Raw genomic sequence first — 16,003 nt, 5'->3', positions numbered from 1 at the left:
GACCGCCCATTCTATACGATATTGACTTCCGGTTCCAGACGTATTCCGAACTTGCCGGCTACGGCATCCTGAATGGACCGCGCAAGATTCAGTAGTTGCCGGCCTGTAGCATTGCCGTGATTGACAATTATGAGTGCATGTCTGTCATGAACACCGGCATCGCCGTCCCTTTTTCCTTTGAATCCGCATTGTTCAATAAGCCATGCAGCCGGAACTTTCATCATTTTTTCCGCTCCTTCCGCACCCTGTGCTTGTTTTTCACTTTGGCTCTTTGCCGGAAACCCGGGAATTTCAGGCCATGATGCTTTCAACTCCTGAAAATACCCGGCTGACATCACGGGATTTTTAAAAAAACTTCCGGCATTGCCGGTCACCGCAGGATCCGGAAGTTTTGATGCGCGTATGGAGCGAACCGCCCGGCTGACATCATGAATGTCCGGGTCGGTTATGCCTTCGGCTGCAAGTGTGTGTCGCAAATTGCCGTAATCCAGTGTGGGTTCGGGTTTTTTTTGCAGTCTGAGCGTCACACTTGTAATGATATACTTGTCCTTGTGTGTCCGTTTGAAAATGCTGTCCCGGTACCCGAAACGGCACATTTGATGGTCGAAGTCCGTATGTTCGCCGGTTTTCAGATTAATGGCTTCGAGTGAAAGGAACGTATCTTCAAGCTCCACTCCATAAGCTCCGATATTCTGAATGGGTGCAGCTCCCACGGATCCGGGAATCATGGAGAGGTTTTCAATACCTCCAAGATTATGATCTAGACTGTACCTGACCAGGTCATCCCAGATCACTCCGGCACCGGACTTCAGGATAACGTGACGGTCATTTTCCGGGACAACCGATATCCCTGAAATATTATTTTTTATAATCAGCCCGTCAAAATCACCGGTGAACAGAACATTGCTGCCTCCGCCAAGAATGTATTTTCTCCCGGATTGAAATTCCGGTAATTCCATGACCCGAAAAAGGTCGTCTGCATTATGCAGCTCTGCCCACCGCGAAGCAAAGGCTTCAATCCGGAAGGTGTTGTATGGTTTCAGATCAACCCCGGTTTTGATAGTGTGTTTCCCGGTAATTTTCAAAAGGTCGCTGCAATAGTTTGGTGATCAATACTTGCAAAAAGGTAACAAACTTCACAACTAAAATCCCTGTACATCGTATAACATTAGAGAAGGCATGCATATCTGTATTTTGGAGTAATTGCTTTTCAGCTGGTTACGATTGTCTGTTTGAAAAAACGGGTAGCCTGTCGATTTCTGGTATGGAATTGACAGGACATGGCAGTCCGGGCAGAAACCGGATTGTCTCAGTGCCGGTTTGCCACCGCCGGTACTGTAGCAATGTGGCCTCTATATGTTACTATGTAAACTCAGAGGTTAGACATGTCATTGTACAAGTGGAAGAAAGATAACGCCGATTTGAGAGATTACTACATGATTAATCTCCAGGCAGGGCTGATCGTCACGCTGATTGTGTTCATAGTTATCTTCCGGATCAACCTGACATTCAGCCCGGAATTCACGATCAGTCATGTTGAGCCGGAAATCATTGAGATGGAAGATATCATCAGGACGGAGCAGATCATGCGCCCGCCACCGCCACCGCGGCCTCCTGCACCAAGAATGGTTCCCAACGAGGAAATTGCCGACGAAGTTTTCTATGACCTGGGTACAGATTTTACTCTTGAGGAAGGACTTTTCGTCTCAGCTCCCCCCGCTTTACCTGAAGATGATGAGGAAGAGTTTGATGAGCATGAAATATTTACCATAGTTGAAGAAATGCCCGTGCTGCTGGGTGGCATGTCCGCAGTTTACAGAAATCTGCGGTATCCGGAAATCGCACGCAATGCAGGTATTGAAGGAAGGGTGGTTATTCAGTTTGTCATTGATGAGCAGGGCAATGTGGTAGATCCCCGGGTAGTAAGAGGTATCGGGGGAGGATGTGATGAGGCAGCACTTGAAGCAGTCAAGCAGCTGCAGTTTTCTCCCGGACGGCAACGCGGCAGACCGGTGAAAGTGCGTTATTCCCTGCCGATAATGTTCCGGCTCTCCGCTTCCTGAGTGATTGTGCGGCAGTAATAGTATGCCTTGATTCTCCGGGAGTTTAAATCTCAAAAAACAAAAAAGGGCAGCGAGTACATACTCACTGCCCTTTTTTTACTTTCAATCACATGGATGGGTTATCCATGCTGTGCAGGATCAGAACCGCTCCGGTTCCATTCCCCAGCGTTTGGGTGAACGCCACAGTCCTGAGCGCAGCAGTTCACGCATGAAAAGGAATTCTTTCGGAAGCCGGTCGTACAGTTTGGAGAAGAGTTCCTCGTGTCCGAGTACTTCTTCCTTCCAGACATCACTGTCAACCGTCATCAGATCATGGAACTGATCTTCGGTGAAGTTTTCCAATCCTCTCCAGTCGAGATCTTCGTGTGTCGGCATCCAGCCAAGCGGGCTCTCCAGAGCGAAAGCTTCACCATTCACACGCTGAACGATCCACTTGAGAACGCGCATGTTCTCTCCGAAACCGGGCCAGATAAACTTGCCGTTTTCGTCGGTGCGGAACCAGTTAACGCCGAAGATACGCGGAGGGTTGGGGAGTTCGCGACCCATCTGCAACCAGTGGTTGAAGTAATCGGCCATGTGATAGCCAAGGAACGGCAGCATGGCGAACGGATCACGGCGAACTTTACCGAGAGTACCGGCAGCAGCGGCTGTCATCTCTGAACCCATGGTAGCGGCGAGATAGACACCGAAGTTCCAGTTAACGGACTGATATACCAACGGTACGGCAGTACTGCGGCGGCCGCCAAAGATAAACGCTTTGATCGGTACGCCGGCCGGGTCTTCCCACTTCGGGTCGATGGACGGGCACTGTGAAGCCGGAGCAGTGAACCGCGCATTTGGATGTGCGGCAGGTTTGCCGGAATTGGGATCGAACTTCTCACCCTGCCAGGTGGTCAGATTTGCAGGGGGCTCTTTGGTTTTGCCTTCCCACCATACATCGCCGTCCTCGGTAAGAGCACAGTTGGTGAAAATGGTGTTTTTACTGATGGAGGCCATGGCGTTCGGGTTCGACTTGTCATTGGTACCCGGAGCTACGCCGAAATATCCAGCCTCAGGATTGATTGCACGGAGCTGACCTTCCTTGTCTTTTTTGATCCATGCAATGTCATCACCAATGGTGCTGACTTTCCATCCTTCCATCTCTTTCGGCGGGATGAGCATGGCAAAGTTGGTCTTGCCACAGGCACTCGGGAATGCCGCAGCCACATAGGTTTTCTCTTTCTTCGGGGATTCTACACCGAGAATGAGCATGTGCTCGGCCAGCCAGCCTTCATCGCGGGCCATGGTGGAGGCAATTCTGAGAGCAAAGCACTTCTTGCCGAGCAGGGCATTTCCACCATATCCACTACCGAAAGACATGATCTTGCGCTCTTCGGGGAAGTGGGTGATGTACTTCTCCTTATTGCACGGCCAGGGTACATCCTTTTGACCTTTCTCAAGAGGAGCACCTACGGAGTGCAGACACTTCACATACTCGCCATCCTTTCCGATGACATCCATTACCTTCTTTCCGATACGGGTCATGATGCGCATGTTTACCACAACGTATGCGGAGTCGGTGATTTCAACACCTACATGGGAAATCGGGGAGCCGATGGGGCCCATGCTGAAAGGAATGACATACATGGTGCGTCCCTTCATGCAGCCGTCATAGAGCTTGTTGAGCTTGCCCTTCATTTCATCCGGATCCATCCAGTTATTGGTCGGACCGGCATCGGATTTTCTCTTGCTGCAGATAAAGGTTTTGTCTTCGACGCGGGCAACGTCAGAAGGATCGGAAAAAGCGGCAAAACTGTTTGGCCGCTTTTCTTCGTTGAGCTTCACAAAAGTTCCGCCGTCAACGAGCAGCTGACACAGTCTGTCATTTTCTTCTTCGGATCCGTCAGCCCATTCAATATTGTCGGGCTTGGTCAGGGCGGCAGTCTCTTCTACCCATTTTTTAAGCTCTTCATGCTTAACCCAGCTTGGATGCTTCATAATGATACTCCATGATTAGAGGTTTACATATATGGCCGTAAGGCCGTGTTGTCCTCGTTCGATATCAGCCTGGAGTGTTGTGTGACAGGGTAATGACATGCATCGGCATTCACCACGTCAGTCCCAATATCTGATAACCGAACGGATTGGATTGTCCTTCATAGCAGGAAATGCAATGCTTTTCATCCTGCTAAGTCTTTTCAGAACAATGATACATCTTAAATTTGAATATCGTATTAAGAAAACATCAATTGTGAATGAATGAGTCGGAATTTTCAGGAAGCAAGAGCCGGCCTTAAGATTCTGATTTTCAATCTAAGAAACCTAAAGTGGAATAAAAACAGTAAATTCCGCGCCCCCGTCTTCGGCATTCTGCACCTTTATCTGTCCGCCGTGCTTCTGAATAATTTGCTTGGAAATTGACAGGCCCAGGCCCAGTCCGAAGCTGCTGTTTTGCTGCTTGGTGGTAAAATTGGTTTTGAACACTTCATTGATCATGGACGGTGAAATGCCCGGGCCGCTGTCTTTGATGGAGACCCAGACATAACGGTCATCATATCCGCATGATATCACAAGCTCGCCCTTGTCTCCCATCGCGTCACAGGCATTGATGATGATATTGGTCCACACCTGGTTGATTTCTCCAGTAATAACATTAACCGGGGGGATATCCGAGAAATTGAGAACCACATCCACCTTTTTCAGCCTGTTCGAAAGCAGCAGCAGCGTGTCATTAAGGCCGTCCCTCAGGTCTGCTTTCTCATAGCTTCCTTTATCCTGTCGGCTGTAATTCTTCATGCTGGACACAATTTCGCCGATGCGCTTGGTGCTGGACTGCAGGTTTTTCAGGAAGTATCCGCTTTCGAAAAACAGCATGATATTCTCCAGCTCTTCACGCTGTTTTTTGCCGGGCCGTTCGCCAAGCTTGTGTCTGATGATTTCAAGTGCCTCATCACTCATGGATGTTACCTTGCGCAACAGGCTGCGGGGCAGGTCCGGATAAAGATCCTCCCACTCCTTCAGCTTGCGGCGCTGCTCATCCGAATCGCGGAGTTTTCTTTTAAGCCCGATTTTGAAGAACTTTTCGTATGAAAGCTGTTCATCCGGATCAGCCTTGCGTACGATACCGGGCAGATAGTCCATCAAATTGTCCGAAGCCCGGAGCATCGCTGCGGCAGGGTTGTTGATCTCGTGTGCAATTCCGGCAACAAGCTGACCCAGGGTTGCCATTTTCTCCTGGCTGATCAGCCGGTGCTGGGTGTCTTCAAGCTGCTTCAGTGCTTCCCGGAGATGATTCCGCTCTTTTTCAAGCGTCTCATTGATACTTTCAAGCTCAACATGCACAGAGACTACATGGTGATACCGGTCGATCAGGTTGCCGATTATCAGCTGCTGGGCAAGATGAGCAATTTCGCCTTTGCCACGCTGCATATCAAGAAAGTCGGACTCATCGAGTTTAATGGCCTTGCACGGACTTGCGGCTACAGCTGTGGTGAGCACGGCTTCGCCTGTTACAAATGAAATCAGCCCGACCAGTGCACCCGGGCGCAGCCAGTCAATGGTGATTACCCTTCCCTTGGGGGTGGTTTTCGACAGCTGAACGGTTCCCTCAAGCAGAATGTAAACGGATTCATTAAAATCCCCTTCCGAGAAGAACAGATCGTCTTTGTCGCGCTCCACAACTTCGGTATGAAACTCTTCGGAGTTTTCCAGAAAACGGGCGATCTGATCGGTGATTCTCGTGGGATCCTGCAGCCAGTTTTTTGCGAAGTTGAGTATCATAATGTCGCTCTTCTGCCCGGAAGGCGGGATTGCATCAGTGTAATGTGCCCGTTTACCCGGTATTATTCATAACTTAGCTGTCGCTTACATTGCGGCGTGTCCGTATAGCCTCGGATATTTTTCCGGCATCAAGCGATTTCATATAAGGAAGCAGATCTTCCTCATTGGAAATGACATAATCGGTAAGAAGGTCAACAGATACGCGCAGCAGCTCCTCTTTTTTCCAGGGCTTGGCAATATAGTGATGCAGGCGCGCTTCGTTCAGTGCTTTTACGGTATCATCAAGGCCGGCCTGTCCCGTCAGCAGAACCTTCCTGGCGGGATGGGTGCGTTCATCCTTGTGCAGTTCGATAAGCAGCTCAACACCGTTATCGCCGGGTAAAATGTGATCGCAGAGAATCAGCCCGATCTTCATTCCGTCATTCAGCAGTTTTTCGATGATCTTCCTGCCTTCTTCTGCCGTGTTGGCTGTTTCGATGGGGAATTGCTCCTCAAGCTGCTCCAGGTCCCTCACAACGGCATCCAGAACTTCCTGTTCGTCTTCAATGCAGAGTATATATATGTCTGATCTTTCCATTGGTTCGCGCGATTGAAATTAATTGGTGACAAGAGGCCAGTAGAATACGGCATAAGCTAGTATGATCAATAATCCGATCACACCTATGATAACACCCATTTTGGCCATATCCTTGGTCCGGATAATACCGGTTGACATGGCAATGGCATTGGGAGGTGTTGAAATGGGAAGTGCCATGGCAAGACTGCAGGCAACAGCAATCACAATTCCTGTAATCAGAAGATTGAAATCTTCTCCCATAACTCCTGATGTGTGCAGACTGATTACCAGGGGCATAAGCAGCGTTGCGGTAACCGTATTGGAAAGGAAATTGGACATGGCGATGGCGACCACTGAAAAAGCAATAATCAGAGTGATGTAACCCATGGCTCCCCAGTCAAACCCGGAGATCATCCAGACCGCAAGACCGGTTTTGTCCATGCCGATCCCGAGCGAGATACCGCCGGCCATAAGCCACAGAACCTCCCACGGAAGCTTCTGGATGTCTTCTTTATTTAATATGCGGCCTGTAACCAGAGCAGCAACAGGCAGGAAAGCAACCATGCTGCTGGGGATTCCATGCTGATTCTCGGTAATCCAGAGCAATACTGTGGCACCAAAAATGACGTAGAGACCGATTGCTTTAGGCGAGACATTGAGTTTGCCTTTCATATCCAGATTGAACCGCTCCACACTCGGCGGAAACAAGGTGAGCAGCAGAAACCATGCAATGACAAGCATGACCACAACCAGCGGTGCTGCGACGATAATCCAGTCGGTGAACGAAATGTCAATTCCGTAGTCTGAGAGTGCCGCTATTACAATCGCGTTGGGCGGCGTGCCGATGGGCGTTGTGATACCACCAACGTTGGCGGCAATGGGTATGCTCAGGGCGAGCCCGAATTTGAAACGGTCTTCGGGCGGCAGCTGCGCGATGATCGGCAATATAACCGTAACCATCATGGCAGCGGTTGCGGTATTACTCATAAAAGCAGAGAGCGCAGCCGTTACCAGCATCAGTCCAAGCACAATAAAACGCGGGCGTGTGCCGAAGGGACCAAGCAGGTAGCGTGTCAGGTTTTTGTCAAGATTGTACTTTACCGATGCCCTGGCAAGCATGAATCCGCCAAGAAATAATATAATGATGGGATTGGCAAGGGTTCCGATGTAGTCGGTATAGCTGTTGGGTTCATAGTCGACCAGGCGATGACCGGGATCGGTTACAATTTCATGATCCCGGCTCAGCTCATCACTTTGGACAATGACATGCTGGCCGTTGCGGTCTATCACATTGACTCGGACGGACTCCGTTTCACCCGGTTCTTTTGCCACCAGAACCGTTCCGTCCTCCTGCAGGGCGGAAGCGGGTATCTGCCATGTCTCGTCTTCAAGTGCCACAGGTTCGCTGACCGGAAGCTCCGCATCCATATAAACGGGTCCCTGAGCACTTAGCAAGATAATCTGAAGAAAAATGACCAGCATGGATGTAGCATAAATGGGAATGGGCTCGAACATCCAGAAAACAGCCGCCATCAGAAAAATCCCCATGCCAAGCTGGCCGGCTGTTGAAAGGGTCTCAAGGGGAAGCAGAAAGGGCAGGATCAGGCCGAAAATGCCCAGAAACAGTCCTGTAATTTGTATGGGAGTCAGCCCCAATACACCTGATTTCATAGTAATACCTGTCTAAGTGTATGTTTTGTAGTAACTAAAAGCAATGATAACAAATATGGGCGGAATAGCGAAACAGATCATATCGCTGAATGTGGTATACAGATCAGAGCTCCGGTACGGATTAAAACAGTTGCCGGGGAGTTTTGGTATGATACGGCAGACCACGGTCCGCATGTCCCTAATACTAAGGTATCTATTTGAATGAATTATGAAGCCGGTGAGGATAAACGCTTCCTGCATTATATATGCAAACATGTGTTATAATGCATATATATCAATGTTTTTTTGGACTTTTACCGCCGCAGATAGTAATTTGTCAGAGCGTTTTTTAAAGCAGGTACTTATGGATATCGGCAGTATTATGTTCCGGATTAGAGTCCGGCATGCAAAAAGGTAAAACTGCTCAGCTGGACAAATCATTATTACTTCAGCAGATACCTGCGCTTTGCTGGTGTCCGTTCCGGCCGGAAGGTATTGCGCCCGTTGGCCGGACCGATGCTGACCTGCTCTGATATGATATGAATCTCAGATTTTTAAACCTGAAAATTAACCGGGGTTATTTATGACAGATAAAAAGAAATATGTTTACCAGTTTGGTGCCGGCAAAGCCGACGGAGACCGGACCATGAGAGAGCTTCTTGGTGGAAAAGGTGCCAATCTTGCTGAAATGAGCCGAACCGGACTTCCCGTACCGCCGGGCATGACGATTACCACCGAGACTTGCGACCAGTATTACAAAAACAATCAGAAATGGCCAGAAGGGCTCAAAGAGCAGATTCGCGAAGGAATCCGGTTTCAGGAGGAGCAGCTTGGGGCCGGTTTCGGGGATCCGGAAAATCCGTTGCTGCTTTCGGTCAGATCCGGTGCGGCCGCATCCATGCCCGGAATGATGGACACGGTGCTCAATCTCGGGATGAACGACATGGTTGCCGAAGGTCTGGCAGAGCGCACCGGCAATGAATGGTTCGCTTTCGACAGCTACCGCCGTTTTATCGATATGTTTTCGGATGTTGTCATGGGCATTCCGCACGAGAGCTTTGAAAGTGCCATGCAGAAGCTGAAAGACCAGCGTGGGGTAAAAGAAGACAACGAACTTACTGCCAAAGACTTGCGCGATCTGGTCGATCGTTTCAAGGCCATTTACCGGCGTGAAACCGGATTTATGTTTCCCAATGACCCGATGGAACAGCTTGAGTTTTCAATCAATGCCGTTTTCGGATCATGGAACAGCGAACGCGCCAAAAAGTACCGGAAGATCAACAAAATTACCGGGCTGATCGGAACCGCCGTCAACATCCAGGCCATGGTATTCGGCAATATGGGTGAGACCAGCGGCTCGGGGGTATTGTTCACCCGGGACCCAAACACCGGCGAGAACAAACTATACGGTGAGTATCTTACAAATGCACAGGGTGAGGATGTCGTTGCCGGTACACGGACCCCGGAGCCTATTAAAAACCTCAAAAAGGCACTTCCCAAAGTTTATGATCAGCTTGAAGAGATGACCCGTAAGCTGGAAAAAGCCTATCAGAACATGCAGGATATTGAATTTACGATCCAGGAAGAAAAGTTGTTCATCCTGCAGACAAGAAATGGCAAACGAACAGGCCCGGCAGCCATTAAAATAGCAGTTGATTTTGTAAAGGAAGGTATCGTAAACAAGCAGGAAGCTGTAAAAAACCTGGTCACAACAGCACAACTTGACCAGTTGCTCCATCCCCAGTTCGATGACAAGGCAATCAAGGATAAAAAGGTTATCGGCGTCGGACTGCCGGCCTCTCCCGGAGCGGCAGTAGGCAAGGTTTATTTTACCTCTCACGATGCCGAAGATGCTAAAATCACAGGTGAAAATGTCATACTTGCCCGGGTTGAGACGAGTCCGGATGATGTGGGCGGTATGCACGCATCAGAAGGAATTATCACTTCCCGCGGAGGGATGACCAGTCATGCTGCCGTTGTTGCACGCGGCTGGGGAAAACCCTGCGTGGTCGGGTGCGACGATATTGTTATCAACTACAAAAACAAAAGCCTGACGGATGGCAATCACACGGTCTATGAAGGTGACTGGCTTTCGATTAATGGCACAACAGGAGAAGTGGTGCTCGGACAGCTTCCCCTCAAACCGCCCAAACTCAGCAATGACTTCAAGAAGTTCATGAAATGGGTCGATGAGTTCCGGGACATGAAGGTTCGTACCAATGCCGACCGGGCAGAAGATGCCACCAAAGCCAAAGAGTTTGGCGCTGAAGGTATCGGCCTTTGCCGGACCGAACACATGTTCTTTGAGGGTGAGCGTATTGTCGAGGTTCGCCGGATGATCATGAGCGACAATGAAAAAGAACGCCGCGAGTCTCTTGCCCGGCTGCTTCCCTATCAAAAGGAGGATTTCCTCGGGTTGTTCAAGGCACTGGACGGTGATCCGGTGACAATCCGGCTTCTGGATCCGCCGCTTCATGAGTTTCTCCCTCATACCGAAGACGAGAAAAAAGATCTGGCAAAGCAGTTTGGCATTTCCTACAGAAAGGTCAAGGACCGAGTGGCAGCACTGGATGAAGCGAATCCGATGCTCGGACACCGCGGCTGCCGTCTTGGAATTACATTTCCTGAAATTACGGAAATGCAGACCCGTGCCATTCTGGAAGCCGCCATTGAAGCAAAAGAACAGGGAGCTGTGGTTCTTCCCGAAATAATGGTACCGCTGATCGGATCCGGCGATGAGCTTATTGACCAGAAAAACGTCATTAAAGAAACGGCAGAAAAGGTGTTCAAGGACAAGGGAACACGCATCGATTATCTGATCGGTACCATGATTGAGGTGCCAAGGGCCGCACTTGTTGCCGATGAAATTGCTCCGCATGCAGACTTTTTCTCATTCGGAACAAATGACCTGACCCAGATGACATTCGGTTTCAGCAGGGACGATATCGGTAAGTTTCTGCCGGACTATCTGGAGCGGAAAATTGTTTTGCACGATCCCTTCCAGACTCTGGACCAGAAAGGCGTCGGTAAACTTGTTGCAGAAGCGGCGGATCTCGGACGGGCAACCAAGCCCGGACTCAAGCTTGGCATTTGCGGAGAACACGGGGGAGACCCTGAGTCCATTGCATTTTGTTACAAGCAGGGGCTTGATTATGTCTCCTGTTCTCCATTCAGGGTGCCTATCGCCAGACTTGCGGCAGCCCAGGAGGCCATCGCTCAACAGGAAAATAAGTAGATCTTTCCGGACGTCAGACCTGTCCGTTCACCTGACGGACGACTGAGTGACAGGAAAAAACGAAATATCATGCACACCTGCCCTCCGCAGCAAGGACGGGCAGGTGGCATTGGTATGACGGGCAAATAGAATCGGGGCATTTCTTATTTATGGAAAATTATACAGAGGCATTCAGGGTTTTAGGGGATATATCGCGTTTACGGATTATGAATGTATTTGTGCGTGCACGCCAGGCCATCTGTGTATGTGAGCTGGTGGATGCCCTCGGACTTCCGCAGTACCAGGTGTCCCGGCAGGTGCAGCAGCTAAAGCAGGCGGGACTGCTGAAGGTGAAGAAGCAGGGGACATGGGCTTACTATTATCTTAATGAAGAAAACAGCTTTTTCAGGCACCTTTTCGATTTTCTGGAGAGTGTTGCCGCCAATGACGAACCGGTGATGACCGGCAGGGATATGCGGGCATTAAACATGCGGCTCTCACTTCGTGAGAATGGCAGGTGTGTCGTAGGCAAGTTTCCGCACAAACAAATACTGGAAGTTATTGAAGATTGAGTACAAACCGGGATTCCGGCCGGTAAATAATCAGCAAATCATTGTAAAAATTTGACTCTTTATCAGGGGGACAAAGAAGGGGTGTCGCGGTAACTATAGATGGTTATCTTGTAGTGCTTTAGAGGTAAAAATATGACGCTCTCCCCGTGAAATACACAACATTTGTCGGGATAACTGTTGGCTGTTTTACTCAGGAATCAAGCTTTTGAATCTTTTGATTATTTCTTATGTTAACCTTGTTATGCAGCACGCATTGATTAGTGCCAAAGAATGGCATTTGTAGTTGTTCTTTGTGTTAATCGGTGTTGTAAGTTATTTGTATTCAGGAAAATACTTGAAGTATTCCAGTAAATTTTCCTGATCAAAAGAAGGTTAAATTCTAAGTAAACAAAAGGAGAAAAAATATGAGATTTTTTCCACAACTTTTCCTGATAGCAGCAATAATTTCCATGTCACTATATGCTGATGATGTTAAGGCTTCAGGAGCAAATGATCCGTCAGTAACAAGCGGACTTTTTTCCAACAGTTTTGCTCCCAGTTCGGCATACAGCAGCGCCGGCACAGCAACATCGGCAACATCATCAGTTGAAAACGAAGACGGCTTCCAGATCGGTGGCGCACTTCGTTACAATATCGCCAGTGAATTCTATGAAAGCGATCAGGTTGCAACCGATACATATGGAACGCTGGATACCTGGCGGATCAATGTAGACGGCCAGATGAGCGATCTGACTCTGAGTTTTGAATATCGCTTTTACCCGACGTTTAACACACATTTCCTCAAGCACGGTTTTATCGGGTATAATTTTACAGACAATCTCAACATGGAGCTTGGTGTGAATCAGGTACCTTTCGGTAACCTGGCATTCAACTCCCACAGCTGGTGGTTCAATCTGCCCTACTATTTTGGTCTGGAAGATGATCACAACATGGGTATCAAGTTCAGCTATGATGCAAGTGACGACCTTAACCTCATGTTTGCCTACTACCGCCAGCAGGATCCTGCCGGACCTGCCTACGGAATGGCTTCTTTTGGCGGACCGGGTGCAGGTACCTATTCCTACAATGTGATTCCGGATGAAGACGGCGATCTGAGCAGCACCGGTGCACCTTCCTCAATCCAGGAACTCAATCAGTTCAACGTACGAGCCGCCTACATGGTGACCCCGGAAATTGAAATCGGCGCTTCTGGTCAGTTGCAGGGTATTTACAATGCCGTGCTCGATGATACCGAGTACGGACACGCGATTGCCCTTCACACCGACGCCAACTTTGGCTTGTTCAACCTGAAGCTGCAGTACATCAACCATGACTATGCTGCCAAGGATGATGCAGGCGAGACGCTGGACCGTGTTCAGATGGGTGCCTATGGTGACCCCTACTACGGCGACGGTGTCGCCGCCCGTGGTAATACCATTACTGCCGGACTGGCCTACTCGCATGATGTAGGCTGGGGCCCCATCAGCAACATCCAGCCCTACATTAACTACTCCTGGATGACCAAGGACGGCGAACTTGAAGTCGGCGGACAAACCTACGACTTTGAAGACACACATATGATTGTTCCCGGCTTTATGATTACAGCCGGCGGTATCTTCACCTATGTTGATCTTGCCATTGGCAAGAACCAGCCATGGCTGACCGATGCGTTCGGAACAGGTCTTGGTGCCGGTCATCTGGATGCCAACGGCGCCCCCATACCGGTAGAAGATCTTGACTGGAACATGCGTTTCAACATCAACATCGGTTATTATTTCTAAAGAACAGCAGTAAAACAAGTATGCGCCTGCAAAAGGCGCATACTTGCGTATTATCGCGTCTGACATACAGATGCGAATAATAATTTTTAACAAAAACAGGAGGAAAGGAATATGCGTATGCTAAACGCTACCTCAAATTGGAAGTCAGGATGGACGGCCATGATTGTCGCTGTAGCAGCGCTGGTCGGTCTGCAGGCCTGCGAACCCGCAGAGCGGGAAGTTGAACTCGGATATGTACAGTGGGATTCCGAGATTGCATCCACACATGTCGTAGCTTCCGTAATTCAGGATGAGCTCGGACATGATGTCAACCTTACGGCCGTTGATGCCGGCCCGATGTTTACCGGAATGGCCAGAGGTGATTTCGATGCTATCGTAGCTGCATGGCTGCCGGGTACACATGAAGCCTACATGGCAGAAATAGAAGATGACGTTCTGAATCTTGGTCCGAATCTTGAAGGGGCCAAAATCGGATGGGTTGTACCTGATTATATACCCGTCAACAGCATTGATGAGCTCAATGACTATGTTGATGAATTCGGCGGCGAGATTACCGGAATTGATCCCGGTGCCGGTCTGATGGCAGCAAGCGAAGATGCGATCGAAGAGTACGAGCTCAATTTCGACCTGGTATCCGGTTCTGATGCAGCTATGACAGCGGCACTGGACCGTGCCATCCAGCGGGAAGAGTGGATTGTTGTAACCGGCTGGACTCCTCACTGGAAGTTTGCCGCTCATGATCTCAAATATCTCGAGGATCCGCTGAATGTGTTCGGTGATGCCGAGCATATTGCTACCCTTGTAACCCCTGATCTGGAAGAAAGATTGCCGGACGTGTATGCGTTTCTTGATAATTTCTACTGGACACCGGAGGAAATGGGCGAAGTAATGGTCTATATCGAAGAAGGTATGGAGCCATATGATGCCGCCCGTCAGTGGATATCCGAAAACCAGGACAGAGTTCAGGAATGGCTTGGCAACTAAGTCATAAACCCTCTTAAAAAAAATGGTGCATCGATCCTGATGCACCATTTTTTGTTTAAGGGCACATGATGTAATCAGGTAAATCTCAGAATAGTTAAATCAATTCGCTTAAGCGGGTTTTATATGAGTGATATAATTACGGTTAATAATCTTTACAAGATATTTGGTGAAAATCCAAAGAAGGCAATTGAAGCTCTTGAGGAGGGGAAGACAAAAGATGAAATTCTGCAGGAGCTGAAGCAGGTTGTCGGTGTTCAGAAAATCAATTTTTCGGTCAGAGAAGGTGAAACGTTTGTCCTGATGGGGCTGTCAGGGAGCGGCAAGTCGACATTGCAGCGTCTGATCAACCGGCTTCATGAACCGACAAGCGGTGAAATCATTATCAACGGAACCGATATTGTCAAACTCAATCAAAAAGAACTTCGTGAATTCCGGAGAAACACTTTTTGCGGAATGGTCTTCCAGAATTTTGCCATTCTTCCGCACCGGACTGTTCTCGGAAATGTTGAGTTCGGACTTGAACTGCAGGGTGTTGATAAGGAGGTCCGGCAGGAAAAAGCCCGGAAAATGATCGAACAGGTGGGGCTGAAAGGGAATGAGGACAGTTATCCGTCCCAATTGTCGGGCGGTATGCAGCAGCGTGTAGGGCTTGCCCGCGGTCTGGCAGTAGATGCTCCCATTCTGCTAATGGATGAGGCTTTCAGTGCACTTGATCCGCTGATTCGCCGTCAGATGCAGGACGAGCTGATCGAGCTTCAATCCACCATGAAGAAAACCATTCTCTTCGTGACGCACGACCTGGATGAAGCGTTCCGTATTGGTGACCGGATTGCCATCATGAAAGATGGTGAAATTGTACAAATCGGTTCGGCAGAGGAAATTATATCCAGACCTTCAAACGACTATGTCAAAGCATTCGTTGAAGACATGGATCGTGCCGCTGTGCTTACAGCCGGAACGATAATGCAGCCGGCAAAGGAAATTGCATTCACCGGTGACGGCCCGAGGACAATACTCCGGAAAATGAAAAGGAACGGCTTGTCGGGAATATTCATGATCGATTCCAAGCGTGATCTGAAAGGGTACATTCTTGCCGATGAGCTGGCCGAGAATCTGAAAAAACATCAGAAGGAAGATGATGTTCCCTTCGACAAGTCACTTCTGCGTGAGGCAAGCAAAGTTGATCAAGACGAAGCCCTGAGTGATGTCATCAATGCCTATCATGATAGTGAATACGGTCCGATCGCCGTTGTTGACGACAAAAACAGATTAAGGGGCGTCATTGTCCGAGGGGCTATCATTGCTGCCTTGTCCCAGGATCCCGAGGCAATTGATGAGGGTAAAATAAATACGGGTTCCCCGGAATCACTGGGAACGGACAATACAGGCGAACAAGACAATAAGTCCTGACATCGCTATTTCAGAACAGAAATTTTAACGAGTTG

General features: G+C 49.1%; 12 protein-coding genes. 7 read left to right on the top strand and 5 right to left on the bottom strand.

Translation table 11 applies throughout. The features are described from left to right. Positions 1 to 11: 11 nt before the first annotated feature. The gene (murB, locus tag NATSA_RS02115; RefSeq protein ID WP_246481565.1) at positions 12 to 1,085 is read right to left on the bottom strand and encodes a UDP-N-acetylmuramate dehydrogenase; all 1,074 of its coding nucleotides are present in this window, start codon (positions 1,083 to 1,085) and stop codon (positions 12 to 14) included. Between the two features lie 300 nt (positions 1,086 to 1,385). On the opposite strand from murB, the gene NATSA_RS02110 reads away from it, so the two are divergent. Continuing rightward, positions 1,386 to 2,063, top strand: coding sequence for an energy transducer TonB (locus tag NATSA_RS02110; protein WP_210509976.1), 678 nt, complete (start codon positions 1,386 to 1,388; stop codon positions 2,061 to 2,063). Between the two features lie 138 nt (positions 2,064 to 2,201). Here the strand turns inward: NATSA_RS02110 and NATSA_RS02105 are convergent, their stop codons facing one another. The 4 genes from NATSA_RS02105 to NATSA_RS02090 form a co-directional block, all read right to left on the bottom strand. After that, on the bottom strand, positions 2,202 to 4,040 hold the full coding sequence (locus tag NATSA_RS02105; protein WP_210509974.1) for a phosphoenolpyruvate carboxykinase (GTP): 1,839 nt from the start codon (positions 4,038 to 4,040) through the stop codon (positions 2,202 to 2,204). Positions 4,041 to 4,364: 324 nt separating this feature from the next. Continuing rightward, positions 4,365 to 5,822 (bottom strand): sensor histidine kinase, encoded by a 1,458-nt coding sequence (locus tag NATSA_RS02100; RefSeq protein WP_210509972.1) that lies wholly within the window; start codon positions 5,820 to 5,822, stop codon positions 4,365 to 4,367. 73 nt (positions 5,823 to 5,895) lie between these two features. After that, positions 5,896 to 6,399 carry a response regulator gene (locus NATSA_RS02095; protein WP_210509970.1) on the bottom strand — a complete coding sequence of 168 codons (504 nt, stop codon included), beginning with the start codon at positions 6,397 to 6,399 and terminating at the stop codon, positions 5,896 to 5,898. Between the two features lie 18 nt (positions 6,400 to 6,417). Then, on the bottom strand, positions 6,418 to 8,049 hold the full coding sequence (locus NATSA_RS02090; protein WP_246481563.1) for an SLC13 family permease: 1,632 nt from the start codon (positions 8,047 to 8,049) through the stop codon (positions 6,418 to 6,420). A gap of 383 nt (positions 8,050 to 8,432) precedes the next feature. Between NATSA_RS02090 and NATSA_RS15560 the strand changes: the two genes are divergently transcribed. From NATSA_RS15560 to NATSA_RS02065, 6 genes are all read left to right on the top strand, one after another. Beyond that, entirely contained in the window at positions 8,433 to 8,561 is a 129-nt protein-coding gene (locus tag NATSA_RS15560; RefSeq protein WP_272491733.1) for a hypothetical protein, read from the top strand. A gap of 50 nt (positions 8,562 to 8,611) precedes the next feature. Continuing rightward, on the top strand, positions 8,612 to 11,263 hold the full coding sequence (gene ppdK, locus NATSA_RS02085; RefSeq protein WP_210509968.1) for a pyruvate, phosphate dikinase: 2,652 nt from the start codon (positions 8,612 to 8,614) through the stop codon (positions 11,261 to 11,263). 149 nt (positions 11,264 to 11,412) lie between these two features. After that, positions 11,413 to 11,814: an ArsR/SmtB family transcription factor gene (locus NATSA_RS02080; RefSeq protein ID WP_210509966.1), complete on the top strand. Its 402-nt coding sequence runs from the start codon at positions 11,413 to 11,415 to the stop codon at positions 11,812 to 11,814. Between the two features lie 404 nt (positions 11,815 to 12,218). Continuing rightward, positions 12,219 to 13,574 carry a hypothetical protein gene (locus NATSA_RS02075; RefSeq protein ID WP_210509964.1) on the top strand — a complete coding sequence of 452 codons (1,356 nt, stop codon included), beginning with the start codon at positions 12,219 to 12,221 and terminating at the stop codon, positions 13,572 to 13,574. Positions 13,575 to 13,685: 111 nt separating this feature from the next. Continuing rightward, on the top strand, positions 13,686 to 14,558 hold the full coding sequence (locus NATSA_RS02070; protein ID WP_210509962.1) for a glycine betaine ABC transporter substrate-binding protein: 873 nt from the start codon (positions 13,686 to 13,688) through the stop codon (positions 14,556 to 14,558). 123 nt (positions 14,559 to 14,681) lie between these two features. Then, positions 14,682 to 15,968, top strand: a complete 1,287-nt coding sequence (locus NATSA_RS02065) for a quaternary amine ABC transporter ATP-binding protein (RefSeq protein WP_210509960.1) — start codon at positions 14,682 to 14,684, stop codon at positions 15,966 to 15,968. Positions 15,969 to 16,003 lie beyond the last annotated feature (35 nt).

Source organism: Natronogracilivirga saccharolytica (assembly GCF_017921895.1).
Classification (GTDB): Bacteria; Bacteroidota; Rhodothermia; order Balneolales; family Natronogracilivirgulaceae; genus Natronogracilivirga; species Natronogracilivirga saccharolytica.
This window is presented reverse-complemented; position numbering and strand designations above follow the sequence as displayed.